The organism is Pseudomonas sp. 14P_5.3_Bac1 (genome assembly GCF_025466135.1).
Classification (GTDB): Bacteria; Pseudomonadota; Gammaproteobacteria; order Pseudomonadales; family Pseudomonadaceae; genus Aquipseudomonas.
Genome location: NZ_JANLOF010000077.1, coordinates 130,629 through 154,169, shown reverse-complemented (window position 1 = coordinate 154,169; position 23,541 = coordinate 130,629). Strand labels below are relative to the sequence as shown.

Genomic DNA, 23,541 nt, shown 5'->3' with positions numbered 1-23,541 from the left:
AACATCCCGGGCCAGCGCACCGGCCCGGGGTCAGCGATTACTTGTCGAGGTAAGCTTTGACGGCCTCCAAACCGGGTTTGCCATCCACGGTGGTCACACCGGCCAGCCAGGTGTCGAGCACTTGCGGGTTCTTCTTCAGCCAGGCTTTGGCCGCGGCGTCAGGCTTCATCTTGTCGTCAAGGACGTTACCCATCAGGGTGCTTTCCATGTTCAAGGTGAACGACAGGTTTTTCAGCAATTGACCAACGTTGCTGCATTCCTGGGTGTAGCCCTTGCGAACGTTGGTGTAGATGGTGGCCTGGCCGTAGTTGGGGCCGAACGAGTCGTCACCGCCGGTCAGGTACTTCATCTTGAAGCGGGTGTTCATCGGGTGCGGTTCCCAGCCCAGGAACACGATGGCCTGGTCACGCTTGGAGGCGCGTTCCACTTGCGAGAGCATCCCGGCTTCGCTGGACTCGACCACTTTGAAGCCGGCGGTTTTCAAGCCGAAGGCGTCTTTATCGATGAGGGTCTGGATGGTGCGGTTGCCGTCGTTACCCGGCTCGATCCCGTAGATCTTGCCGCCCAGTTCATCCTTGAATTTGACGATGTCGGCGAAGTCTTTCAGGCCCTTGTTGTACAGCGCCTCCGGAACCGCCAGGGTGTACTTGGCGTTTTCCAGGTTGGCGCGCACGGTTTCCACGGTGCCGGCATCACGGTACTGCTTGATGTCGTTTTCCATGGTCGGCATCCAGTTGCCGAGGAAGATGTCCATGTTCTTGCCGTCGGCCAGTGACTTGTAAGTCACCGGTACCGAAATCATCGTGGTGCGCGGCTTGTAGCCCAGGCCCTTGAGGACTTCGCTGGTGGTCGCGGTCGTGACGGTGATGTCGGTCCAGCCGACATCGGAGAAGTTGACGGTCTTGCACTGTTCCGGTTCTGCAGCGTGTGCCACAACTGGCAGACTCAGCATGGCGGCCAACAACAACGAGGGTGAACCTTTCATCGGGGTAGACTCCTGTGTCTTTTCTGGCGGCATTCGCCGCGCTTTATATGTGTTGCGGTTGGGGCGTGCATCGAGGCGACGGCACGGTGCCTTGCAAACGAGTCGAGACTGATCATGTACCAGTGAAAATCTGACGCCTACAGGGGGCGTCGTATCCAGTACAGGGATGGTCGTATCCAGTGTCGGTGACGTCGCTTACAGGTTTTTCCAATGGCAAAACCGCAGTTTTTACCGATCTGCACCGCTAAAAACGGCCAAAACGCCCGATCGCACGAGGGCGGCGTTGGTGAGCATGGTTACGTCGGTGTGAGACGCCGTGAGGGCAAGCAAAAGCTTGATGATGCCGCCATCTGGGCGATCTGAGCGTAGCACCTCGTTCAAGCCTGGCCGTGCTTATCGAGGAGTTCTACCGCAATGGCTATCAGTGTTTTCGACCTGTTCAAGATCGGCATCGGGCCTTCTAGTTCTCACACCGTCGGCCCCATGCGCGCCGCGGCGTTGTTCGTCCAGGCATTACGTGAACGTGAACTGTTGGAACAGGTCAGGCGCGTTGAAGTTCAGCTGTACGGCTCCTTGTCGGCCACCGGCATCGGCCACGGCAGCGACACCGCCACCATCATGGGCCTGATGGGCGAGTGGCCGGACGCAATCGACCCGGCGCACATCGGCCTGCGTATTCATACCCTGCGCGAGACCGACACGCTCTTGCTCGACGGCCGCCTGCCGGTGCCCTTCGTCTGGGCGCGCGACATGCGCCTGCTCGACGAAAACCTGCCGTTTCACCCTAACGCCATGACCCTTGTGGTGTTCGGCGATGACGGCGAGCTGCACCGCGATACCTACTATTCGGTCGGCGGCGGTTTTGTGGTGGACCAGGCCCAGGCGCAAAGCGGCGTGGCGGATATGGACCGCACCGAGCTGCCGTATGATTTTTCCAGTGCTGTAGAGCTGTTGCAGCTGTGCAAAACCCATAACCTGCGCGTGGCCGAGTTGATGCTGGCCAACGAAAAGACCTGGCGCGGCGAAGAAGAAATCCGCAGCGGCCTGATGAAACTCTGGCGCGCCATGCAGGATTGCGTGGAGCAGGGCCTCAAGCACGAAGGCATCCTGCCCGGTGGTTTGAACGTGCGGCGCCGCGCCGCCAAGTTGCACCGCAGCTTGCAGGAGTTGAACAAGCCCAATGTGATTGGCTCGACCTTGAGCGCGATGGAGTGGGTCAACCTGTTCGCCCTGGCGGTGAATGAGGAAAACGCAGCGGGTGGGCGCATGGTTACTGCACCGACCAATGGCGCGGCGGGGATCATCCCGGCGGTGCTGCACTACTTCATGAAATTCAGCGACGAGGTGACCGAAGCCAACGTGGTCGACTATTTGCTCAGCGCGGCGGCCGTGGGAATTTTGTGCAAAAAGAACGCCTCCATCTCCGGCGCCGAAGTCGGCTGCCAGGGTGAGGTGGGTTCGGCGTGCGCCATGGCCGCGGCGGGGCTGGCGGAAATCCTTGGCGCCACGCCGGAACAATTGTGCAACGCCGCCGAAATCGGCCTGGAACACAACCTCGGCCTGACCTGCGACCCGGTGGGCGGGCTGGTGCAAGTGCCGTGCATCGAGCGCAACGCGATTGCCGCAGTAAAAGCCATCAACGCGGCGCAGATGGCGCTGCGTGGCGATGGTCAGCACTTTATCTCCCTGGACCGGGTGATCCGCACCATGCGCGATACCGGCGCGGACATGCACGACAAGTACAAGGAAACCTCGCGGGGCGGGTTGGCGGTGAGTGCTGTCGAGTGCTGAGACCGAGTTGCGGCTAATCGGGGGCAAGCCCCCTCCCACACTTGAAGGTATTCACAATTCAAAAGGTGGGAGGGGGCTTGCCCCCGATAGCGGTAGTCCGTCCAACACTGCTCATAAAGTGAACACCCGGACCCAAAAGCGCCACCTTTTAGCGCGTCGCAAACAGACAAGTAGCCCTCAGACGATTCCTCGCCCGACCACCCGTCACCTGTGCGTGCGGTGACAGACTTTTCCCACGCGCTCAAAGCGCCTTCCCACAAGTGCTACCGATCTGCTCACACCCCGTGAGCAGGCTCACTCCAGCGGCCTTTTCGGGGCCTATCCCGCACTCCTTACGCGGGCTTATATAGACGCGTCATCAGGTCGTTTTCAGGAGTTATTGAATGGCCATTCAATTTTAGGCATGGCATTTGCTCTATCAATTCAAAGCCTCTCCTTTCCAGGGTGAGCGCAATAACAAGAGCCTCGCCTGAGGCCATCACCCGCTTTGTGTGAGGAGATACCGCGATGACGTCGTTCAACTCCGGGGCTCAACCCCAGAACCGTGCGCCTCAATCCATCGGCTTTTTGCTGCTGGACAATTTCACGCTGATTTCCCTGGCCTCGGCAGTGGAACCGCTGCGCATGGCCAACCAGCTGTCCGGCCGCGAGCTGTATCGCTGGACAACCCTGAGTGTCGACGGCAACCAGGTGTGGGCCAGCGACGGTCTGCAAATCACCCCCGATGCCTCCATGCACAAAGCCCCGGCCCTGGACACTGTGATCGTGTGCGGCGGCGTGGGAATCCAGCGTACCGTTACCCGTGAGCACGTCTCGTGGCTGCAAAGCCAGGCGCGTCAGTCGCGTCGTCTTGGCGCGGTGTGCACCGGCAGTTGGGCCCTGGCCTGCGCCGGTTTGCTCGACGGTTTTGATTGCAGCGTGCACTGGGAATGCCTGGCGTCGATGCAGGAAGCCTTCCCGCGCGTGGCCATGAGCACGCGCCTGTTCACCCTCGACCGCAACCGCTTCACCAGCTCTGGCGGCACCGCGCCGTTGGACATGATGCTGCACCTGATCAGCCGCGACCACGGCCGTGAATTGTCCGCCGCCATCTCCGAAATGTTTGTGTACGAACGCATCCGCAACGAACAGGATCACCAGCGCGTGCCGCTCAAGCACATGCTCGGCACCAACCAGCCGAAGCTGCAGGAAATCGTCGCGCTGATGGAAGCCAACCTCGAAGAGCCGATCGACCTGGACGAGCTGGCGGTGTACGTCGCCGTGTCGCGTCGTCAGCTGGAGCGGTTGTTCCAGAAATACCTGCACTGCTCGCCGTCGCGCTACTACCTTAAGCTGCGCCTGATTCGTGCGCGGCAGCTGCTCAAGCAAACGCCGATGTCGATCATCGAAGTGGCCTCGGTGTGCGGGTTTGTGTCCACGCCGCACTTCTCCAAGTGCTACCGCGAATACTTCGGCATTCCGCCGCGCGATGAGCGCGTAGGGTCCAACACTACCCAACAAGTGGCGATGATGCCGATTCCACAGGCGCTGGTGTTGTCACCGTTGTCCGGGCCGATGTCGGCGTTGAGCCAGGCCAGGAACGAGTCTACGTTTGCGAGTGTCAGGCTCTAACCCAACCTGGTGGCGAGCGGGCTTGCCCCGCGTTGGGCTGCGCAGCGGCCCCAAAACCGCGTGTTGAGGTTCGTCTGATACACCGCATTGCCTGGAATGGGGCTGCTGCGCAGCCCAACGCGGGACAAGCCCGCTCGCCACAGGGGATTGTCAGGCGCCGGAGTTCTGCTTGAACTGCACCAAAGCAGGCAACAACTGCTTGTCGATCGCCTGGCGTACAGCCGGCAAGATCGTCGCACTGCCGGTGTACATCTGTTCCACCATGCCCTTGAGCGCCTTGGCCCGCGCAGCGCTCAAACCACGTACCGCGCACTCGCAAGCCTGCTCGGCGGTGGCACCGCTGGAGACTTCAAAACCCAGCGAGCGCAGTTGGCCCAGCAGGTCATCCTGGTCAATCAAATCCGCGTGCATCATGACGTTCATCCTGGTGTAGGGAGCGGGGACTGACTGGGATTCTGGTAGGCCCCCGGCCGGTCGGCAAGGGCAGAATTGACGAATGGCTCATATGGCTATGAGCAGGTCGTTTTCGGGTCATTTACCGACAGAAGTAATAGGCACACTGAATGCCAGGCACGCAGCTTGAAGGTTTGGTCACCCTCGGGATGTCACGCTCACACCAAGCACTCTGCCCCGGTCTTGTCACGGCTTGATCGGGGCTTTTTTTGCTTGGGTTTTGTGGTGACTGCACTGGCCTCATCGCAGGCAAGCCAGCTCCCACCTTTGACTGTATTCACAGATCAAAATGTGGGAGCGGGCTTGCCCGCGATGGCCGCGCCGCCGTCTACCGCTGCAACACCAGAATCCGCGAGAGCAACTCATCCCGGTCGATGTAACACCCCTGGAAATGCCGCGCCCCGGAGGCCGGGTCAAACGCATTGCGCGCATGCAACGTGCGGCGGTTATCAAAGCACCACAACTCCCCCGGATTCAGCCGTTTGACCAGCCTGAAACGGTCCTCGCGGGTCATCGCAATAAAGCGCCGATACGCGCGATACAACAACGGCATCTGCTCCACCGGCGCCTCGAACGGCCCGCGCAAAAAGTTGGCCATGCGGATTTCCGCCACGTCACCCAAGGCATCCAGCGCAATGATCGGCGCCAGGCGGCGATAGTCGCTGTGACGGTCTTTATTGCGAAACTCCACGGGGATTTCACACAACGCACGAAACGCTTCAGGGTCCTCGCTGCGCAGTGCATGGGCGATGGCGAACCCGTCGACAAAAATGCTCTCGCCGCCGGTGGCCTCGTTCACCAGGCAATGCAGAAATTGCAGCCCCGGTTGCAGCTCGCGCGTTGGCAAATCGCTGTGCAACGGCAGGTTGAAAGCGGTGTAGGCATTGCTGTCGGCATCGGCCTTGGACCGCACGTTGAAGAGCACGCCGAAGTTGCTCTCGCGGATAAACGAAATGCGCTTGGCGATCAGCGCCAGCGAGCCAGGTTCGGTGGGCACGCCACGGATTTGCGTGAGGCCCGAGTCACGCAAGGCCAGCAACCATTGCAGCAAGATGTTCGGGTCCTCCATCACGCCCACATAGTCGAAAACGGGCAACGCGAAGGTGCTGTCCCATCGCTGCGATGCTGGTTTGGCTGCACGGCGTTCGGCGCGTGATTCGTCGTCATAGGCATGGGCCCGCAACCAGCCCGGATCGTAGTGGCTGCGATGGCCGCCGCTCCATTGCACACTCAGGCATCCCTGATCGATCTGCGCGCTGACGGCAGTCAGGTGTTCGTCCACATCGACAATCTCGAACACCTGCTCGCGGGTCACGCTGTACACGCATTGCGTGCACGGGCAGTTGTCGCGCAGCCACTGATGATGAAACGGGCTCACCCGGCCATCGGCCCATCGCACGCGTAGCTGATCGGTCAGCACCTGCACCTCGGCGAGGTCGCTGATGGTTGGGTAAGTACGAAAATCGGCAACAGCGGCGGCGGTTTGCATGGGGGCTCCTTATTGTTTTTTGGGCGGCAATCCAATCACGCGGCCGAGGAGGGCGGGGCGTGGCAACTCGGCCTGCTGCGCGCTGATCGCGCTGAGTTTTTCCAGGGTGGCCTCGGTGAACGGCGCCGAATGCGGACCGGCGAGGTCGACGTGCAGCAGCATCTGTTCGTTGCCGGCCAGTTCCTTCTCCTCTGCGACCAGGTGCAGGCTGTGATAGAGGTGCAGGCGCTTGGCATCATGGGCGATCAGCTGAGTGCGCACCTCGACCTCGGCATCAAGTTTCACCTCATGCAGGTAATTCAGGTGCAGTTCCAACGTGAACAGTGAATGGCCGCTGGCCTCACGGTTTTCACTGTCCAGACCCAGGGTGTCCATCAGCGCGTCGGTGGCGTAGCTGAAAATCAACAGGTAGAACGCATCGCGCAGGTGGCCGTTGTAATCCACCCAGTCGGGCTGGATCTTTGTGGTGTAGGTGGTGAGTGCTGGCATCACATAAATTCCGGCTATGTACTCGGTTAAATGTGGGAGCTGGCTTGCCTGCGATGGCGGCGGTGAGTCGTACACCGCTGTCGCAGGCAAGCCAGCCCCCACAGGAAATCAACAGCAGTTACTCGGCGAAGCTCATACCGTGCTTGGCTTTGGTGGTCTTCACCGCCTCCAGCACCGCCAACAGGCAATCATCACGATAGCGCTCCAGCGCCGAAATGCTGTGTGTGCCCAACTGATCGCTGGTGCCATCGACCACATCGTCGATCAACTTGTCGGTCAACTCCGGTGCCGGCAAATACGTCCACGGCAATTGCAGCGCCGGGCCGAACTGCGCCATGAAGTGGCGCATCCCGGCATCGCCGCCCGCCAGCGTGTAGGTGAGGAAGGTGCCCATGAACGACCAGCGCAAGCCGGCGCCAAAGCGGATCGCATCGTCGATTTCGCCGGTGGTCGCCACGCCGTCATTCACCAGGTGCAGCGCCTCACGCCACAGCGCTTCGAGCAAGCGGTCAGCGATAAACCCCGGCACTTCCTTACGCACATGCAGCGGGCGCATGCCAAGGGATTCATACACCGTGATCGCCGCCTGAATCGCTTCGGGCGCGGTGTTTTGGCCGCCCACCACTTCCACCAGCGGCAGCAGGTAAACCGGGTTGAACGGGTGGCCGACCACGCAGCGTTCCGGGTGGGTGGAACCTTCGTAGAACTCACTCGGCAACAGACCCGAAGTACTCGAACCAATCAGTGCATTCGGCTTGGCCGCTGCGCTGATTTTGCTGTGCAGTTCCAGTTTCAGTTCCAGGCGTTCCGGGGCGCTTTCCTGGATGAAGTCGGCGTCTTTCACGCACGCTTCAATAGTGTCGACAAAGCGCAGGCGGTCTTGGGATGCACCCGGTGCCAGGCCTTGTTTTTCCAAGGCGCCCCAGGCATTGGCGACGCGTTTGCGCAGGGCCGCTTCGGCACCGGGCGCCGGGTCCCAGGCGATTACATCCAGGCCGTGGGCGAGGGCGCGGGATACCCAGCCGCTGCCGATAACGCCGCTGCCGAGGGCGGCGAAGGTTTTGATTTCAGTGATAAAGCGCATGTCGACGTTCCCTGAATAATTCGGTGATCAATGTGGGAGCTGGCTTGCCTGCGATTGCGGTGTGTCAGTTGGAGTATTCGGTGCTGGTGTACCGCTATCGCGGGCAAGCCCGACTCCCACAGGGTGCAGTAGTGTTTGGAAAAATTAGCCGCGCTTGGTCAGGCCCATCTTGATTCGGCCTTGCGCCGGGGTCATGACCCGTGCGCCCAGGCGGCTGAGGATTTCACTGGCGCGTTCCACCAGTTGGCCGTTGGTGGCGAGCACGCCCTTGTCCAGCCACAGGTTGTCTTCCAGGCCGACCCGCACGTTGCCGCCCAGCAGCACCGCTTGGGCCGCCATCGGCATTTGCATGCGGCCGATACCGAAGCCGGCCCACACCGCGTCGGCGGGTAGGTTGTCGACCATGGCTTTCATGGTGGTGGTGTCGGCCGGCGCGCCCCAGGGGATGCCCAGGCAGAGTTGGAACAGCGGGTTCTCGAGCAGGCCTTCCTTGATCATCTGCTTGGCGAACCACAGGTGGCCGGTGTCGAAGATTTCCAGCTCAGCCTTAACGCCCAGTTCCTGGATGCGCTTGGCGCCAGCACGCAGCTGGGCCGGGGTGGACACGTAAATGGTGTCGCCATCGCCAAAGTTCAGCGTGCCGCAGTCCAGGGTGCAGATTTCCGGCAGCAGCTCTTCAACGTGCGCCAGGCGCGTCAGCGGGCCGACCAGGTCGGTGTTGGGGCCGAACTCCATCGGGTTCTCGCCACCGCCGATTTCCAGGTCGCCGCCCATGCCGGCGGTGAGGTTGACGATGATGTCGATGTCGGCCTCGCGGATGCGCTCCATCACTTCGCGGTACAGCGCGACGTCGCGGCTGAACTTGCCGGTTTGCGGGTCACGCACGTGGCAGTGCACCACGGTGGCGCCCGCCTTGGCGGCTTCCACGGCGGCGGCGGCGATTTGTTTGGGAGTGACCGGCACGTGTGGGCTTCTGCCGGTCGTGTCGCCAGCACCGGTGAGTGCGCAGGTGATGATGACGTCGTGGTTCATGAGTCGGTTCCTTACAGGCGGGCGTAGTGATGCCGTTCGCAGCCCACAGCGGCTGCGACACGGTGATTCGAATAGGGTTATTGGCTGGTCAGTTGCAGGTTGGCCGCGGCGGGCTTGCCGTCGAAGGTGGTCACGCCTTCAAGCCAGCGCTGCTGGTCTTGCGGGTGGTCCTTGAGCCACTGCTTGGCGGACTCAATGGCGTCCTTGTGATCCAGCAACGGCTGCATCATCCGACTCTCGTCGGCGGCGGTGAAGGTCAGGTTGGTCAGCAGCTTGTGCACGTTCGGGCACTGTTCGGCGTAGGTCGGCGACGTGACGCTCCACACCGTGGCCATGCCTTCGTTCGGGCCCAGGGCGTCGTCGCTGCCGGTGAGGTAAGTCATCGCGACGTTGACGTTCATCGGGTGTGGCGCCCAGCCAAAGAACACCACGGCTTCCTTGCGGCGTACCGCGCGGTCGACGGCGGCGAGCATGCCGGCTTCGCTGGATTCCACCAGCTGGAATTTGCCCAGGCCGAACTGGTTCTTGGCAATCATCGCCTTGATCTGGGTGTTGGCGCCTGAACCTGGCTCGATGCCGTAGATCTTGCCGCCCAGTTCTTTCTCGAACCTGGCGATGTCGGCGAAGGTTTTCAGGCCCTTGTCCGCCAGGTAAGTCGGCACGGCGAGGGTGGCGCGCGCGTCTTCCAGGCTGGGTTTCTCGAGGACTTTGACTTGCTTGGCGTCGACGAATGGCGTGATGGTCTGGGTCATCAGCGGGTTCCAGTAACCCAGGAACAGGTCCAGGCGTTGGTCGCGAATGCCGGCGAAGATGATTTGCTGGGACGCGCTGGTCTGTTTGGTCTTGTAGCCGAGGCCGTCGAGCAACACTTGGGTCATGGCGCTGGTGGCGATCACGTCGGTCCAGTTCACCACGCCCATGCGCACGTTTTGGCAAGACGCCGCATCGGCTGCCATCACGTGGGTGCTCAAAATGGCGCTGGCGCTGAGTGCAAGCACGTAGCGGTTGATCAGTCGGTTCATGGTGGATCCCTCGGCAGGTCGTTATTGTGGGTTCCGGCGTCTTTGTGCGCCGTGGGATCAAGTTACGCAGCTTGAGGGGCGGCAAAGCGCACGGCGGCGACCAGCTCTTGCACTGCAGCGACCTGTGCTCTTGAATGGCCGGTTGAACTGGCGTATCACAGTGACCACGCTGCCCGTCCTACGAGAGCGCCACCATGTCCCAGGATTTCTACTTTCTGCTGATGCCGGGTTTCTCGGCCATCGGCTTTATCTCTGCACTGGAACCGCTGCGCGTGGCCAACCGCTTTCGCGGCGAGCTGTACCGCTGGCACGTGCTGAGCGCCGACGGCGGCGCGGTGTTGGCGAGCAATGGCATGTCGGTCAACGCCGACGCCGCATTGGAGCCGCTGAAAAAAGGCGCGACGCTGATGGTGGTCGCCGGCTTCGAACCCTTGAAGTTCACCACGCCCGCGCTGGAGCACTGGCTGCGCCGCCTCGACCACGACGGCGTCACCCTTGGCGCCATCGACACGGGCGCCTGTGTGCTCGCTGAGGCCGGCTTGCTCGATGGCCACCGCCTCACGCTGCACTGGGAAGCCATCGATGCGTTCAAGGAGTCTTATCCACAGCTCACCGTGACCCAGGAGCTGTTCGAGATCGACCGCCGTCGCATCACCTGCGCGGGCGGCACGGCGTCCATCGACCTGATGCTCGACCTGATCGCCCAGGCCCACGGCCCGGACCTGGCGATTCAGGTTTCCGAACAATTCGTGCTCGGCCGCATCCGCCCACGCAAAGACCACCAGCGCATGCAGATCGCCACGCGCTACGGCATCAACAACAAGAAGCTGGTGCAAGTGATCGGTGAAATGGAACAACACACCGAGCCGCCGCTGACCACCCTGGCATTGGCCGAGGCGATCAAAGTCACCCGGCGCCAGTTGGAGCGGTTGTTTCGTCTGCATCTGAACGACACGCCAAGCAATTTCTACCTCGGCCTGCGCCTGGAAAAAGCCCGGCAGCTATTGCGTCAGAGCGACATGAGTGTGTTGGAGGTGAGTATTGCGTGCGGGTTTGAGTCGCCGTCGTATTTCACGCGCAGCTATCGGGCGCGGTTTGCCAAGTGCCCAAGGGAGGATCGGCGACGGGAGGTGGTTTGACGGGTAATTATAGTTAATTATACTCGCTACTATAATTTATAGTCCTTTCCATAATTGAGTATAAAAGCATGTCGAAGAACAGCGGCTTCGTATTCCGCCGCCCCGCCCTGGCAGGCAGCATTGCCGACGGTTTGGTGGGGGCCGGTATTCAGGATTTTACCTCTGGCCTGTTTCTCGCGGCGCCGCGCCGCACCGGCAAAAGCACTTTTTTGCGTGAAGACCTGATCCCCGAGTGCCAACTGCGGGGTTGGCTGACGGTGTATGTCGATCTCTGGGCCGACAAAGAGAAAGATCCGGCGGAGTTGATCGCCAGCGCCATTGCCGCTGCGCTGGTGCCTTATGAAAAGGGCATTCGCAAACTCGCCAAGAACATTGGCATCGAGAAACTAAGCTTTCTGCGCACCCTGTCCTGGGACTTCACCAAGCCACAATTGCCCGTCGGTGCAACACTGACCCAAGCCTTGGAGCTGCTCCACAGCGCCGCGGAAAAACCCGTGGTGCTGGTGATTGACGAAGCGCAGCATGCTTTAACCACCGAGTCCGGTATTAACGCGATGTTCGCGTTGAAAGCTGCCCGGGATCAGCTCAACCAAGGCCGTGACGAAGAGGGCAGCGGCTTGCGCCTGGTGTTCACCGGGTCCAACCGCGACAAGCTGGCGCATTTGGTGTTGGGCAAAAGCCAGCCGTTCTTCGGCTCCAGCATCACGCCGTTTCCCTTGCTCGGCAAAGCGTTCACCCAAGCCTACACTGCGCACCTCAACGCGCATTTGGCCAGCACCAATCAATTCGACGCGGCGGATATCGACGAAGCCTTCGAGCTGGTAGGCCGTCGCCCCGAGATGCTGCGCACCATTATTGGCGAAGTGGCGCTGGAGCTGGGCGAAGCGAGCAACTTGGGCCAGTTGCTGCACAGTCGTGCTGAATTCCTGCGCGCGGGCGTGTGGACGGAGTTCGAAAGCGCCTGGAACAACCTCACCATCCCCCAGCGCGCCGTGTTGGAAGTGATGGTGGAGCGTTCGCAGAACAACGAACCCTTTGCGCCGTTCACCGACAGCACCCTCACGGCGGTGAGCAAAGCCCTGGAGGACATGGGCAGCGATGTGGTGCCGGGCACCCAGACCATACAGGCGTGCATCGATGCTTTGCGCGACAAGGAGCTGGTGTGGAAGTCGAGCCGGGGCGGCTATGCCCTGGAAGACAAATCCTTCGGGGATTGGCTGCTGCACAAGCGCTGAAGCGCACCACAAAACCCATGTGGGAGGGGGCTTGCCCCCGATAGCGGTGGGTCAGCAGCCTATAAGTGACTGAAACACCGACATCGGGGGCAAGCCCCTCCCACATTTGATAGGCGTCGTGGTTTATTTCTTTACCAGCGCCGAACACGCCGCCTTGAAGGCCTCGTGCTGATACTTGTTCAGCGAAGCCGGCAACTCAAAGCCGTGCTTCTTGTTCTGCGCATTGATGGTCTGCGGCGACAGCAACGTCACCTCAACCCCCTCCAGCAGCTGAAACACGCCTTCAATCTTGAACGTGGTCGGGCCACCGGCGAATTCGCCTTTCTTGCTGCGCTTCTTGATCGCGATGCGGGTGATGGCGTTTGCCTGCATAAACGCCTTCACCTGCGCGGCGAATGCTTTGACGTTGGCTGCCTCATCGTCGTCTTCCAGGGCGATTTTCTTGGTGGCCAGGGCGATGTGGGTCAGCGCCTGGTTGTCCAGGGAGGCGACAGCGATGATGGCTTCGCTGCCTTTGATTTCGATGCCGCAAATAGTCATGAATGGCCTTGATACAGAGGAAAGTGGCAGAGATTGTCGCTTATTCCTGCCCGATCGACTCCAAAAACTCCGACCGCTCATCACTCATCCGCGCCAGGCAGTCATTGAGTTGAATCGCGTATTCCTTGCTGCCGTTCACCGCCGGGAAGGTGTCCACCGCGCAATCGGCGTCACGCAGTTTTTCCCACTTTTGCTGAGCATCCTTCAGACGAGCGGTAATGTCGGCCAGTTGCGACTTGTTGCTGCCATAGGTCGAACCCATGCGTTCCAGCAGGCCTTGATAGTTGTCTTTGAGCAATTGTTCAGCGGTGGTTTTGTTGTAAGTGGCGCATTCCAGGGTTTGTTTGTCGTTTTCGATGCCATCGCAGGGCGTGTTGTCGGTGTCTTCGGCTGCGTGGACGCCGGTTGCGATGAGTGCCAAAGCCAGGAAAATCGATTTCATTGCGCCGTCTCATATCAGGTGATGCGGAATTCTGGCTCAAGCGTAAGACAAAGAACAGTCGTCAGTCAGACGTGTCATGTAGGCCTTTGTCGCGGATTGACGCTTTCGGCAATTCCCCTGTCGTTTTTGCACCCGGTTCGTTCAGCCCCTGGGCATATGCTGGCCCCAAAGCGCCGGCAGACGATTCGGCGCATGAATCGCCAATAAGGGGACGCCTGATGAGCCCAGCGCAATTGCACGCCGACAGCATCGTTATCGACGGGCTGATCATTGCCAAGTGGAACCGCGACCTGTTCGAGGACATGCGCAAAGGTGGGCTGACCGCCGCCAACTGCACCGTGTCGGTGTGGGAAGGCTTCCAGGCCACGATCAATAACATCGTGGCCAGCCAGACCCTGATCCGTGAGAACAGCGACCTGGTGATCCCGGTGAAAACCACCGCCGACATCCGCAAAGCCAAGGAACAGGGCAAAACCGGCATCATCTTCGGCTTCCAGAACGCCCATGCGTTTGAAGACCAGCTGGGCTACGTCGAGATCTTCAAGCAGCTCGGGGTGGGCGTGGTGCAGATGTGCTACAACACCCAAAACCTGGTCGGCACCGGCTGCTACGAGCGCGATGGCGGTCTGTCGGGTTTTGGCCGTGAAGTCGTCGGCGAGATGAACCGCGTCGGCATCATGTGCGACCTGTCCCACGTCGGCTCCAAGACCAGCGAAGAAGTCATCCTCGAATCGAAAAAGCCGGTGTGCTACTCCCACTGCCTGCCGTCCGGCCTGAAAGAGCACCCGCGCAACAAGTCCGATGAAGAGCTGAAGTTCATCGCCGACCACGGCGGTTTTGTCGGTGTGACCATGTTCGCGCCATTCCTGGCCAAGGGCATCGATTCGACCATCGATGACTACGCCGAAGCCATCGAATACACCATGAACATCGTCGGCGAAGACGCCATCGGCATCGGTACCGACTTCACCCAGGGCCATGGCCAGGATTTCTTCGAAATGCTGACCCACGACAAGGGCTACGCCCGCCGCCTGACCAGCTTCGGCAAGATCATCAACCCGCTGGGCATCCGCACCGTGGGCGAGTTCCCCAACCTCACCGAGACCCTGCTCAAGCGCGGCCACAGCGAGCGTGTGGTACGCAAGATCATGGGCGAAAACTGGGTCAACGTCCTCAAGGACGTCTGGGGCGAATAAGCCAACCTCTCTTTTCCTCCGGCCATCTGTGCCGGGGGCATCAAAACGAATTTTCTGGAGTTAAGTTTCCATGGCCAAGATCGCCCCGCAATTGCCAATCGAAGTCGACAGCGAAACCGGTGTCTGGACCTCCGACGCCCTGCCGATGCTGTACGTGCCGCGCCATTTCTTCGTCAATAACCACATGGGTATCGAGGAAGTGCTGGGCGCAGATGCCTACGCCGAAATCCTCTACAAGGCCGGCTACAAATCCGCCTGGCACTGGTGTGAAAAAGAAGCTGAATGCCACGGCCTGGAAGGCGTCGCGGTGTTCGAGCACTACATGAAGCGCCTGTCGCAACGCGGCTGGGGCCTGTTCAAGATCCAGGACATCGACCTCGACAAAGGCACCGCCAGCGTCAAGCTCGAGCACTCGGCATTTGTCTACGTGTACGGCAAGGTCGGGCGCAAAGTCGACTACATGTTCACCGGCTGGTTTGCCGGCGCCATGGACCAGATTCTGCAGGCGCGTGGCAGTCAGATCCGCACCGTGGCCGAGCAAGTGTACGGAGGCTCCGAAGAGGGCCACGACGACGGCCTGTTCACCGTCAAGCCGTTGTAAGTCGAGGAACCGTGCCATGGCTTTCGAAGCAATGTTCGCGCCGATCCAGATCGGCAAACTGACCATCCGCAACCGCGTGCTCAGTACCGCCCACGCCGAGGTGTATGCCACCGACGGCGGCATGACCACCGACCGCTATGTGAAGTATTACGAAGAGAAAGCCAAGGGCGGGATCGGCCTGGCGATCTGCGGCGGTTCTTCCAGTGTGGCCATCGACAGCCCGCAAGGCTGGTGGAAATCGGTGAACCTGGCCGATGACCGGATCATCCCGCACTTCCAGAACCTGGCCGATGCCATGCACAAGCATGGCGCCAAAATCATGATCCAGATTACCCACATGGGCCGTCGCTCGCGCTGGGATGGCGAGCATTGGCCCACATTGCTGTCGCCGTCGGGCATCCGCGAGCCGGTGCACCGCGCCACCTGCAAAACCATCGAGCCGGAAGAAATCTGGCGGGTGATCGGCAACTACGCCAGCGCTGCGGCGCGCGCTAAGGCCGGAGGCCTGGATGGCGTGGAGCTGTCGGCGGTGCACCAGCACATGATCGACCAGTTCTGGAGCCCACGGGTCAACAAACGCACAGACGAATGGGGCGGCAGCTTCGAAAACCGCATGCGTTTTGGCCTTGAGGTATTGAAGGCTGTGCGGGCTGAGGTCGGCCCGGATTTCTGCGTGGGCATTCGCCTGTGCGGCGATGAATTTCACCCAGACGGCCTGTCCCACGAGGACATGAAACAGATCGCCAAGTACTACGACGACACCGGCATGTTGGACTTTATCGGCGTGGTCGGCTCGGGCTGTGACACCCACAACACCCTGGCCAACGTGATCCCGAACATGAGTTATCCACCGGAGCCCTTTTTGCACTTGGCGGCCGGGATCAAGGAAGTGGTCAAGGCCCCGGTGCTGCACGCGCAGAACATCAAGGACCCGAACCAGGCAACGCGCATTCTGGAAGGCGGCTACGTGGACATGGTCGGCATGACCCGCGCCCACATCGCTGACCCGCACCTGATCGCCAAGATCAAGATGGGCCAGATCGACCAGATCAAACAGTGCGTCGGCGCCAACTACTGCATCGACCGCCAGTACCAAGGGCTGGATGTGCTGTGCATCCAGAACGCCGCGACCTCGCGTGAATACATGGGCGTGCCGCACATCATCGAGAAGTCCACCGGGCCCAAACGCAAAGTCGTGGTGGTCGGTGCCGGCCCTGCCGGGATGGAAGCGGCGCGCGTCGCCGCCGAGCGTGGCCATGACGTGACGTTGTTCGAGAAGAAAGACTTTATCGGCGGGCAAATCACCACCGCTTCCAAAGCACCGCAGCGCGACCAGATTGCCGGTATTACGCGTTGGTTCCAGCTGGAGCTGGCGCGCTTGAACGTCGACCTGCGCCTGGGCGTGGCGGCAAACGCCGATGCGATCCTCGACCTGCGCCCGGACGTGGTGGTGCTGGCCGTCGGTGGGCACCCGTTCCTGGAGCAGAACGAACATTGGGGCGCAGCAGAAGGCCTGGTGGTCAGCAGCTGGGACGTGCTCGATGGCAAGGTCGCGCCGGGCAAGAACGTGCTGGTGTACGACACCATTTGCGAATTCACCGGCATGTCGGTGGCGGACTTCCTGGCCGACAAAGGCAGCCAGGTCGAGATCGTCACCGACGACATCAAGCCGGGTGTGGCCGTGGGCGGTACGTCGTTCCCGACCTACTACCGCAGCATGTACCCGAAAGAAGTGATCATGACCGGCGACATGATGCTGGAAAAGGTCTACCGCGAAGGCGACAAGCTGGTGGCGGTGCTGGAGAACGAATACACCGGCGCCAAGGAAGAACGCGTGGTCGATCAAGTGGTGGTCGAGAACGGCGTGCGTCCGGATGAAGAGATCTACTACGCGCTCAAGCAGGGTTCGCGCAACAAAGGCCAGATGGACATCGAAGCGCTGTTCGCGATCCAGCCGCAGCCGTGCCTGAGCGAGCCGGGCGAGGGGTACTTGCTGTTCCGCATCGGTGACTGTGTGGCGCAGCGTAATACCCACGCCGCGATCTATGACGCCCTGCGCCTGTGCAAGGATTTCTGACGAGGTGAACTCGGTCAAAAAGGTGGGAGGGGGCTTGCCCCCGATGGCGGCGGGTCAGGTGATACAGCTGTAGCTGACCCACCGCTTTCGGGGGCGAGCCCCCTCCCACATTCAGGCCAGTTTCACAGTAGATATGTGCGGTTTGTGGGAGCTTCACCATGTTGAACACCTTGCTGCCTGTTCTTTTGTTCGCGGCGCTGGGCCTGGCTTTGCTGGGCGCCCTGCGCCGGGTGAACATGTGGCGCCGCGGCCGCGCCTCCAAGGTCGACCTGCTCGGCGGTCTGCTGGCCATGCCCAAGCGCTACATGGTCGACCTGCACCATGTGGTCGCCCGCGACAAATACATCGCCAACACCCACGTCGCCACCGCCCTGGGCTTTGTGCTGTCGGCGTTGCTGGCGATTCTGGTGCACGGTTTCGGCCTGCATAACCGCATCCTCGGCTACGCCTTGCTGCTGGCGTCGGTGCTGATGTTTGTCGGCGCCACGTTCGTCTACCTGCGCCGTCGCAACCCGCCGTCGCGCCTGTCCAAAGGCCCGTGGATGCGCCTGCCGAAAAGCCTGATGGCGTTCTCGGTGAGCTTCTTCCTGGTGACGTTGCCGGTGGCCGGGATTCTGCCGGCCGACTTCGGCGGCTGGCTGCTGGCGGCATTGCTGAGCCTGGGCGTGCTGTGGGGCGTGTCGGAAATGTTCTTCGGCATGACCTGGGGCGGCCCGATGAAACACGCCTTCGCCGGTGCGCTGCACCTGGCCTGGCACCGCCGCGCCGAACGTTTTGGTGGCGGCCGTTCCACCGGTTTGAAGCCGCTGGACTTGAGCGATAAAACCGCGCCGCTGGGCGTGGAAAAACCCAAGGATTTCACCTGGAACCAACTGCTCGGCTTCGATGCCTGCGTGCAATGCGGCAAGTGCGAAGCCGCATGCCCGGCGTTCGCCGCCGGCCAGCCGCTGAACCCGAAGAAGTTGATTCAGGACATGGTGGTCGGCCTGGCCGGTGGCACCGATGCCAAGTTCGCCGGCAGCCCGTATCCCGGCAAACCGGTGGGCGAACATGCCGGTAACCCGCACCAGCCGATCGTCAACGGCCTGGTGGATGCCGAAACCCTGTGGTCGTGCACCACCTGCCGCGCCTGCGTGGAAGAGTGCCCGATGATGATCGAGCACGTGGACGCCATCGTCGACATGCGCCGCCACCTCACCCTGGAAAAAGGCGCCACGCCGAACAAGGGCGCCGAAGTCCTGGAAAACCTGATCGCCACCGACAACCCCGGCGGTTTTGCACCGGGCGGCCGCCTGAACTGGGCGGCGGATTTGAACCTGCCGCTGTTCAGTGAAAAAGGCAGCGCCGACGTGTTGTTCTGGGTCGGTGACGGCGCTTTCGACATGCGCAACCAACGCACCCTGCGCGCCTTCGTCAAAGTGCTGAAAGCGGCCAAGGTCGACTTCGCGGTGCTCGGCCTGGAAGAGCGCGACAGCGGCGACGTCGCGAGGCGTCTGGGCGATGAAGCCACCTTCCAGCTGCTGGCCACGCGCAATATCCAGACCCTGGAAAAATACTGCTTCAAGCGCATCGTCACCTGCGACCCGCACAGCTTCCACGTACTCAAAAACGAGTACGGCGCCTTCAACGGTAACTACCGGGTGCAGCACCACAGCACCTTCATGGCCGAACTGATCGGCGACGGCGCGTTGAACCTGGGCCAGCACAAAGGCGACAGCGTGACCTATCACGACCCTTGTTACCTGGGCCGCTACAACGGCGAATACGAGGCGCCGCGCCAAGTGCTGCGCGCGCTGGGCATCGAGGTCAAGGAGATGCAACGCTCGGGCTTCCGTTCACGCTGCTGCGGTGGCGGTGGCGGTGCGCCGATCACCGACATTCCCGGCAAGCAACGCATTCCCGATATGCGCATGGAAGACATCCGCGAAACCGGCGCCGAGCTGGTGGCTGTGGGTTGCCCGCAGTGCACGGCGATGCTCGAAGGTGTGGTTGAACCGCGCCCGTTGATCAAAGACATCGCCGAACTGGTGGCTGACGCTTTGCTCGAAGACGCCGCCTCGACAAAAGCCCCGATTAAGCGTGAACCTGCGGAGGTGCACTGATGAGCGACATTATCCGCCGCGACCCACGGGCCGAATGGATCGCCCGCAACCGCCTGCACCCGCTGCATGCGGCGATGCAGCCGCTGCAACACAGCTGGATGGGACCCAACGGCGTCATCCGCAAGAACATGCATGGGGTCGGTTTTATCGGCCCCAACGGCATCAAACGCATTGACCGCAGCGGTGCCCAGCAGGGCGGCGCGGCCAAGCGCACGGCGGCGGTGCAAGTGCAGTTGCCGCTGCATCAGGTACCGGCGCCGGCGTTTTATATCAGCGTGGTGCCGGACATGGTCGGCGGCCGCCTGAGCAGCCACGACCGCGACGTGCTCGGCCTGGCGCAGCAACTCGCCGGCAGCGATGGCGCTGTGCTGGCGGTGGTGTTTGGCGACCACAAGGAAAGTGCCTTTGCCACGGCCGGCGTTGATCGCTTGCTGGTGTTGGAAGGTCACGAATTCGACGGTTATTCACCGGAGCAACGCGTCCAGGGCCTGCGGGCTGTGGATAACCAGTTCAACCCGCGCCACTGGCTGCTGCCGGACAGCCGCAGCGGTGGTGGTGAATTGGGTCGGCGTTTTGCCGCCAGCCTCAAGGAGCGCCCGGCCACGCGGGTCTGGCAGATCAAGGGCGAAGAATGCATCGGCCGCGCGGGTGCGGGCCAGGAAGACTTGGCCCGGCCATTGCCGCGCCTGATCCTGGCGGCCGTGGAGTGCGCCGAACCGGTCAGCGAAACACGTCACGAGGCATTGCCCGTGGAGTTATCCACACCCTTGGCGCGCAGCTTGCCGCGTATCGAAGACCTCGGTGCGGTGGCGGTGGACCCCGGCGCGATTCCCATGGCCGAAGCGGAGTTTATTTTCTCCGGCGGCAATGGCGTGAAGGACTGGGCACTGTTCCACCGAACCGCCGCAGCCCTGGGCGCCACCGAAGGCGCCTCGCGGGTGGCGGTGGACGATGGCTTTATGGCGCGTGATCGCCAGGTCGGCGCCAGTGGCACCTGGGTCACGGCGCGGGTTTACGTGGCCGTGGGCATTTCCGGGGCGATCCAGCACCTGCAAGGCATTGGCGCCTGCGACAAGGTGGTGGCGATCAACCTCGATCCTGGCTGCGACATGATCAAGCGTGCCGACCTGTCGGTGATCGGCGAGAGCGCCGCGATTCTGCAAGCCTTGATCGCTGCGGTCGAGGCCTACCGCAATGGCGCCAAGCGCGATGCGGCTTAAGGACATGACCATGACAACACCTGTAATCAGCTTGGTATCCATCGGCGCCCACCCCACTTCCGGCCGGCCACGCCGCGCGGAGCAGGATGCCCGCGCCGTCGAGTTGGGCCTGCAAATGGCTGGGGAAAAGTTGCAGGTGCTGCACGCCGGCAACATTCACGAGCCGACGTTGCGCAGTTACCTGGGCATGGGTTTGCCGCAATTGCATGTGCTTGAGCAGCCGGACGGCGCTGACGCCTTGCCTGCCCTCAGCGATTACCTGCGCGGCGCCGGTGCCCAGGTGGTGCTCACCGGCAGCCAGGCGGAAACCGGCGAGGGCTCGGGCATGTTGCCGTTTCTGCTGGCCGAGCAACTGGGCTGGCCGCTGATTGTCGGCCTGGCGCAGGTGGAGTCCATCGACGGCGGCATCGCCCACGTGCTGCAAGCCTTGCCGCGCGGGCAGCGGCGGCGCTTGAAGGTGCGCCTGCCGTTTCTGGCCACGGTGGATAACGCCGCGCCCAAGCCACGGCAAAGTGCCTACGGCCCTGGGCAGCGCGGAGAATTGGCCGCCCATGAAGTCGAGATTGAGCAAGACGAGTTATTCACAGGTGCGGTGCTGCAGCCGGCCAAGCCGCGGCCCAAGCGCCTCAAAGTGATCAAGGCCAAGAGCGGCGCCGACCGCATGAAGGCTGCTACGGCCAAGGCCAGCGGCGGCGGGGGGCAGGTGCTCAAGGGACTTAGTCCCGAGGCGGGCGCTGAGGCCATTCTCAAGCTGCTGATTGAAGAAGGCGTGGTGCGCTGATGCCCTGTGGGAGCTGGCTTGCCTGCTATAGCCTCACTTCGGTCTAGCTGATAAACCGAGTTGCCTGCATCGCGGGCAAGCCCGGCTCCCACATTTGATCTGTGGGCTTACCCACAATCCCTGTTGACCCGTCTGTGGATAACCTGTTCGCGGCTGTCCACAGCCCCGGTAAATCAAGCCCTGTAGCCCCCTGTACGAAAAACAACCAGGCTAACCAGCGGTTTTTCCTGGGGTTTTTCTATGAATAACTTCTTTCGCCGGTACCGACTTGCCCCCAAAGTCTGTTGGCGCTTCTGTGGATAAGATGTTCGCTACTGGCTGCAGGCCACGTAGATAAAGGCTTTCATTGATGCGATCAAAATTTGATCAATTCGCGCTGTTTGCTCAATTAAAACCTTGAAACCCGCGATTTATGAAGGGTTGACGCGGTTTTCCACAGCATCGGTAAAGTTGCCCCCAAAGTCTGTTGGTGCTTCTGTGGATAAGGTGTTCGCGTACTGCCACAGGCCACGTATTTAGGGGCTTTCAGAGAGTTGATCAATAAGTGATCAAACGATTGCGAAAGCGCACGGCTGGAATAAGTCACGGATTTTCTTCATTTATTTTCAGAAGATCGCGCACTTGCCCACAATTGCTGTGGGTGGCTTTGTGGATAAGTTGTTGGGCGAAGGCTGGAGGGCAAGGCGGGAAAGGGTTGCAAGGGAGTTGATCAATTCTTGAGCAGTGTGGAAACCTGATGTGGGAGCGGGCTTGCTCGCGAAGGCGGTGTGTCAGTCACCCGATGGGCTGGCTGATCCACTGCATTCGCGGGCAAGCCCGCTCCCACATTTTGATCGGTCGCGTGTCAGTTACTCGTGTGCGGCCACGCCCTTGAGGTATGGCGCCGGCGCAGCGCCCAGGTTGCTCAGCAAGCGCTCGCTGTACCAATCCACAAAATTCACCACACCAAACTCATACGTCTTGGAGTAAGGCCCTGGCTGATAGGCGGTGGAGTTGATCCCGCGCTGGTTTTCTTCGGCCAGGCGACGGTCCTGGTCGTTGGTGGCGTCCCACACTTTGCGCATGCGCTCCACGTCGTAGTCCACGCCTTCGACGGCGTCCTTGTGCACGATCCACTTGGTGGTGACCATGGTTTCCTGGGCGCTGATCGGCCACACGGTGAACACGATGATGTGATCGCCCATGCAGTGGTTCCACGAGTGCGGCAGGTGCAGGATGCGCATCGAGCCCAGGTCCGGGTTCTTGATGCGGCCCATCAGCTTGTTGCAGCCTTGCTTGCCGTCCAGGGTCATCGACACGGTGCCCTTGAGCAGCGGCATGCGCACGATGCGGTTACGCAGGCCGAAGCTGGCGTGGGCGTAAGGGATCTTCTCGGCATCCCAGGCGGCGGCGGAAGCGGCGACGTGGTCCTTGAAGGCCTGGTCGGCGCGCGGGTCAGTGACGTCGTCCCATTCCAGCAGGGTTTTCAACAATTCCGGGTGCGAGGCGTTGCAGTGGTAGCACTCGCGGTTGTTTTCCAGCACCAGCTTCCAGTTGGCTTTTTCGAACAAGGTGGTCTGGATCGCCACCTTGGTGTTTTCCATGTCGTAGGGTTCCATGTAGTGGTTCAGCGTCGACAGGAAGTCGTCGATGGCCGGCGGGTTCTCGGCCAGGCTGATGAAGATGTAGCCGCCGGCGGTCTTCACGTTCACGGGTTTCAAGCCGTACTGCTTCATGTCGAAGTCGGCGCCCATCTCGGTGCCGGCGAACAGCAGGCGGCCGTCGAGCTCGTAGGTCCACTGGTGGTAGTGGCAGACGAGTTTGGCGACCTTGCCCTTGTCGCTGGTGCACAGGCGCGAGCCACGGTGACGGCACACGTTGTGAAAGGCGTGCACCACGCCCTCGGCGCCACGGATCACGATGATCGGGTTCTTGCCCACTTGCAGGGTCAGGTAGTTGCCCTTGGTGGGAATCTCGCAGGTCATGCCGGCGATCAACCACTCTTTCTGGAAGATCTCCTGCATGTCGATATCAAACAGCCGCTCGTCAGAGTAAAACGGCTGCGGCAGCGAAAAAGTGCGCTCGCGCTCTTGCAGCATTTGCGCGGTGGCCTTGCGTGCGGGTTCCAGCGGATCGCCCAAGCTTAAGGTTGCGGTGACGTCCATCGTGTGTGTCCTCAGGGCCATTCTGTGTGGCCGGCGAATAGTGGCTGATCAGGTTTTGCAGCAAGGCGTAAAGAAAGCGTCGTTGTTGGGAGCGAGTGTGGGCCCGGC

At 61.3% G+C, this 23,541-nt stretch carries 21 protein-coding genes; 11 read left to right on the top strand and 10 right to left on the bottom strand.

Annotated features, from left to right (window positions below):
• Positions 1–37: 37 nt before the first annotated feature.
• The gene (locus NTD89_RS20830) at positions 38–985 is read right to left on the bottom strand and encodes a choline ABC transporter substrate-binding protein (protein ID WP_145157577.1); all 948 of its coding nucleotides are present in this window, start codon (positions 983–985) and stop codon (positions 38–40) included.
• 210 nt (positions 986–1,195) lie between these two features.
• Between NTD89_RS20830 and NTD89_RS20825 the strand changes: the two genes are divergently transcribed.
• The 3 genes from NTD89_RS20825 to NTD89_RS20815 all read left to right on the top strand — a co-directional run bounded on the left by NTD89_RS20825 (position 1,196) and on the right by NTD89_RS20815 (position 4,387).
• Positions 1,196–1,348, top strand: a complete 153-nt coding sequence (locus tag NTD89_RS20825; protein ID WP_178119641.1) for a hypothetical protein — start codon at positions 1,196–1,198, stop codon at positions 1,346–1,348.
• 51 nt (positions 1,349–1,399) lie between these two features.
• Entirely contained in the window at positions 1,400–2,776 is a 1,377-nt protein-coding gene (locus NTD89_RS20820) for an L-serine ammonia-lyase (protein ID WP_262209424.1), read from the top strand.
• 507 nt (positions 2,777–3,283) lie between these two features.
• On the top strand, positions 3,284–4,387 hold the full coding sequence (locus NTD89_RS20815) for a GlxA family transcriptional regulator (protein ID WP_005792167.1): 1,104 nt from the start codon (positions 3,284–3,286) through the stop codon (positions 4,385–4,387).
• Between the two features lie 150 nt (positions 4,388–4,537).
• On the opposite strand, the gene NTD89_RS20810 is transcribed toward NTD89_RS20815, so the two are convergent.
• From NTD89_RS20810 to NTD89_RS20785, 6 genes are all read right to left on the bottom strand, one after another.
• Entirely contained in the window at positions 4,538–4,801 is a 264-nt protein-coding gene (locus NTD89_RS20810) for a hypothetical protein (RefSeq protein ID WP_106575603.1), read from the bottom strand.
• 367 nt (positions 4,802–5,168) lie between these two features.
• Entirely contained in the window at positions 5,169–6,329 is a 1,161-nt protein-coding gene (locus NTD89_RS20805) for a gamma-butyrobetaine dioxygenase (RefSeq protein ID WP_262209421.1), read from the bottom strand.
• 9 nt (positions 6,330–6,338) lie between these two features.
• Positions 6,339–6,818: a thioesterase family protein gene (locus NTD89_RS20800; RefSeq protein ID WP_262209419.1), complete on the bottom strand. Its 480-nt coding sequence runs from the start codon at positions 6,816–6,818 to the stop codon at positions 6,339–6,341.
• 118 nt (positions 6,819–6,936) lie between these two features.
• Positions 6,937–7,902, bottom strand: coding sequence for an L-carnitine dehydrogenase (locus NTD89_RS20795; protein WP_262209417.1), 966 nt, complete (start codon positions 7,900–7,902; stop codon positions 6,937–6,939).
• Between the two features lie 144 nt (positions 7,903–8,046).
• Positions 8,047–8,934 carry a 3-keto-5-aminohexanoate cleavage protein gene (locus NTD89_RS20790; protein ID WP_262209415.1) on the bottom strand — a complete coding sequence of 296 codons (888 nt, stop codon included), beginning with the start codon at positions 8,932–8,934 and terminating at the stop codon, positions 8,047–8,049.
• Positions 8,935–9,011: 77 nt separating this feature from the next.
• Positions 9,012–9,956 carry a choline ABC transporter substrate-binding protein gene (locus NTD89_RS20785; RefSeq protein WP_262209414.1) on the bottom strand — a complete coding sequence of 315 codons (945 nt, stop codon included), beginning with the start codon at positions 9,954–9,956 and terminating at the stop codon, positions 9,012–9,014.
• 194 nt (positions 9,957–10,150) lie between these two features.
• Between NTD89_RS20785 and NTD89_RS20780 the strand changes: the two genes are divergently transcribed.
• Together NTD89_RS20780 and NTD89_RS20775 are read left to right on the top strand one after the other, a co-directional pair.
• A complete protein-coding gene (locus NTD89_RS20780; RefSeq protein ID WP_106575597.1) occupies positions 10,151–11,095 on the top strand; it encodes a GlxA family transcriptional regulator in 945 nt (314 codons plus the stop codon).
• A gap of 68 nt (positions 11,096–11,163) precedes the next feature.
• A complete protein-coding gene (locus NTD89_RS20775) occupies positions 11,164–12,330 on the top strand; it encodes an AAA family ATPase (RefSeq protein WP_242200644.1) in 1,167 nt (388 codons plus the stop codon).
• A gap of 123 nt (positions 12,331–12,453) precedes the next feature.
• On the opposite strand, the gene NTD89_RS20770 is transcribed toward NTD89_RS20775, so the two are convergent.
• Both NTD89_RS20770 and NTD89_RS20765 read right to left on the bottom strand, forming a co-directional pair.
• Positions 12,454–12,870 (bottom strand): DUF3010 family protein, encoded by a 417-nt coding sequence (locus NTD89_RS20770; RefSeq protein WP_262209413.1) that lies wholly within the window; start codon positions 12,868–12,870, stop codon positions 12,454–12,456.
• 40 nt (positions 12,871–12,910) lie between these two features.
• Positions 12,911–13,312, bottom strand: coding sequence for a lysozyme inhibitor LprI family protein (locus NTD89_RS20765; RefSeq protein WP_119737558.1), 402 nt, complete (start codon positions 13,310–13,312; stop codon positions 12,911–12,913).
• A 218-nt stretch (positions 13,313–13,530) separates the two neighbouring features.
• On the opposite strand from NTD89_RS20765, the gene NTD89_RS20760 reads away from it, so the two are divergent.
• The 6 genes from NTD89_RS20760 to NTD89_RS20735 all read left to right on the top strand — a co-directional run bounded on the left by NTD89_RS20760 (position 13,531) and on the right by NTD89_RS20735 (position 21,289).
• Positions 13,531–14,508: a dipeptidase gene (locus NTD89_RS20760; RefSeq protein WP_119737560.1), complete on the top strand. Its 978-nt coding sequence runs from the start codon at positions 13,531–13,533 to the stop codon at positions 14,506–14,508.
• Positions 14,509–14,578: 70 nt separating this feature from the next.
• Positions 14,579–15,109, top strand: a complete 531-nt coding sequence (locus NTD89_RS20755) for a DUF5943 domain-containing protein (RefSeq protein ID WP_034116150.1) — start codon at positions 14,579–14,581, stop codon at positions 15,107–15,109.
• A 16-nt stretch (positions 15,110–15,125) separates the two neighbouring features.
• Positions 15,126–17,186, top strand: coding sequence for a dimethylglycine demethylation protein DgcA (gene dgcA / locus NTD89_RS20750; protein WP_145157554.1), 2,061 nt, complete (start codon positions 15,126–15,128; stop codon positions 17,184–17,186).
• A 158-nt stretch (positions 17,187–17,344) separates the two neighbouring features.
• The gene (gene dgcB / locus NTD89_RS20745) at positions 17,345–19,288 is read left to right on the top strand and encodes a dimethylglycine demethylation protein DgcB (RefSeq protein WP_262209410.1); all 1,944 of its coding nucleotides are present in this window, start codon (positions 17,345–17,347) and stop codon (positions 19,286–19,288) included.
• On the top strand, positions 19,288–20,508 hold the full coding sequence (locus NTD89_RS20740; protein ID WP_262209408.1) for an electron transfer flavoprotein subunit alpha/FixB family protein: 1,221 nt from the start codon (positions 19,288–19,290) through the stop codon (positions 20,506–20,508). Before dgcB ends, NTD89_RS20740 begins: the two co-directional genes overlap by 1 nt.
• 10 nt (positions 20,509–20,518) lie before the next feature.
• A complete protein-coding gene (locus NTD89_RS20735; protein ID WP_262209406.1) occupies positions 20,519–21,289 on the top strand; it encodes an electron transfer flavoprotein subunit beta in 771 nt (256 codons plus the stop codon).
• A gap of 848 nt (positions 21,290–22,137) precedes the next feature.
• On the opposite strand, the gene gbcA is transcribed toward NTD89_RS20735, so the two are convergent.
• The gene (gbcA, locus tag NTD89_RS20730) at positions 22,138–23,433 is read right to left on the bottom strand and encodes a glycine-betaine demethylase subunit GbcA (protein ID WP_145157545.1); all 1,296 of its coding nucleotides are present in this window, start codon (positions 23,431–23,433) and stop codon (positions 22,138–22,140) included.
• Between the last annotated feature and the right edge of the window lie 108 nt (positions 23,434–23,541).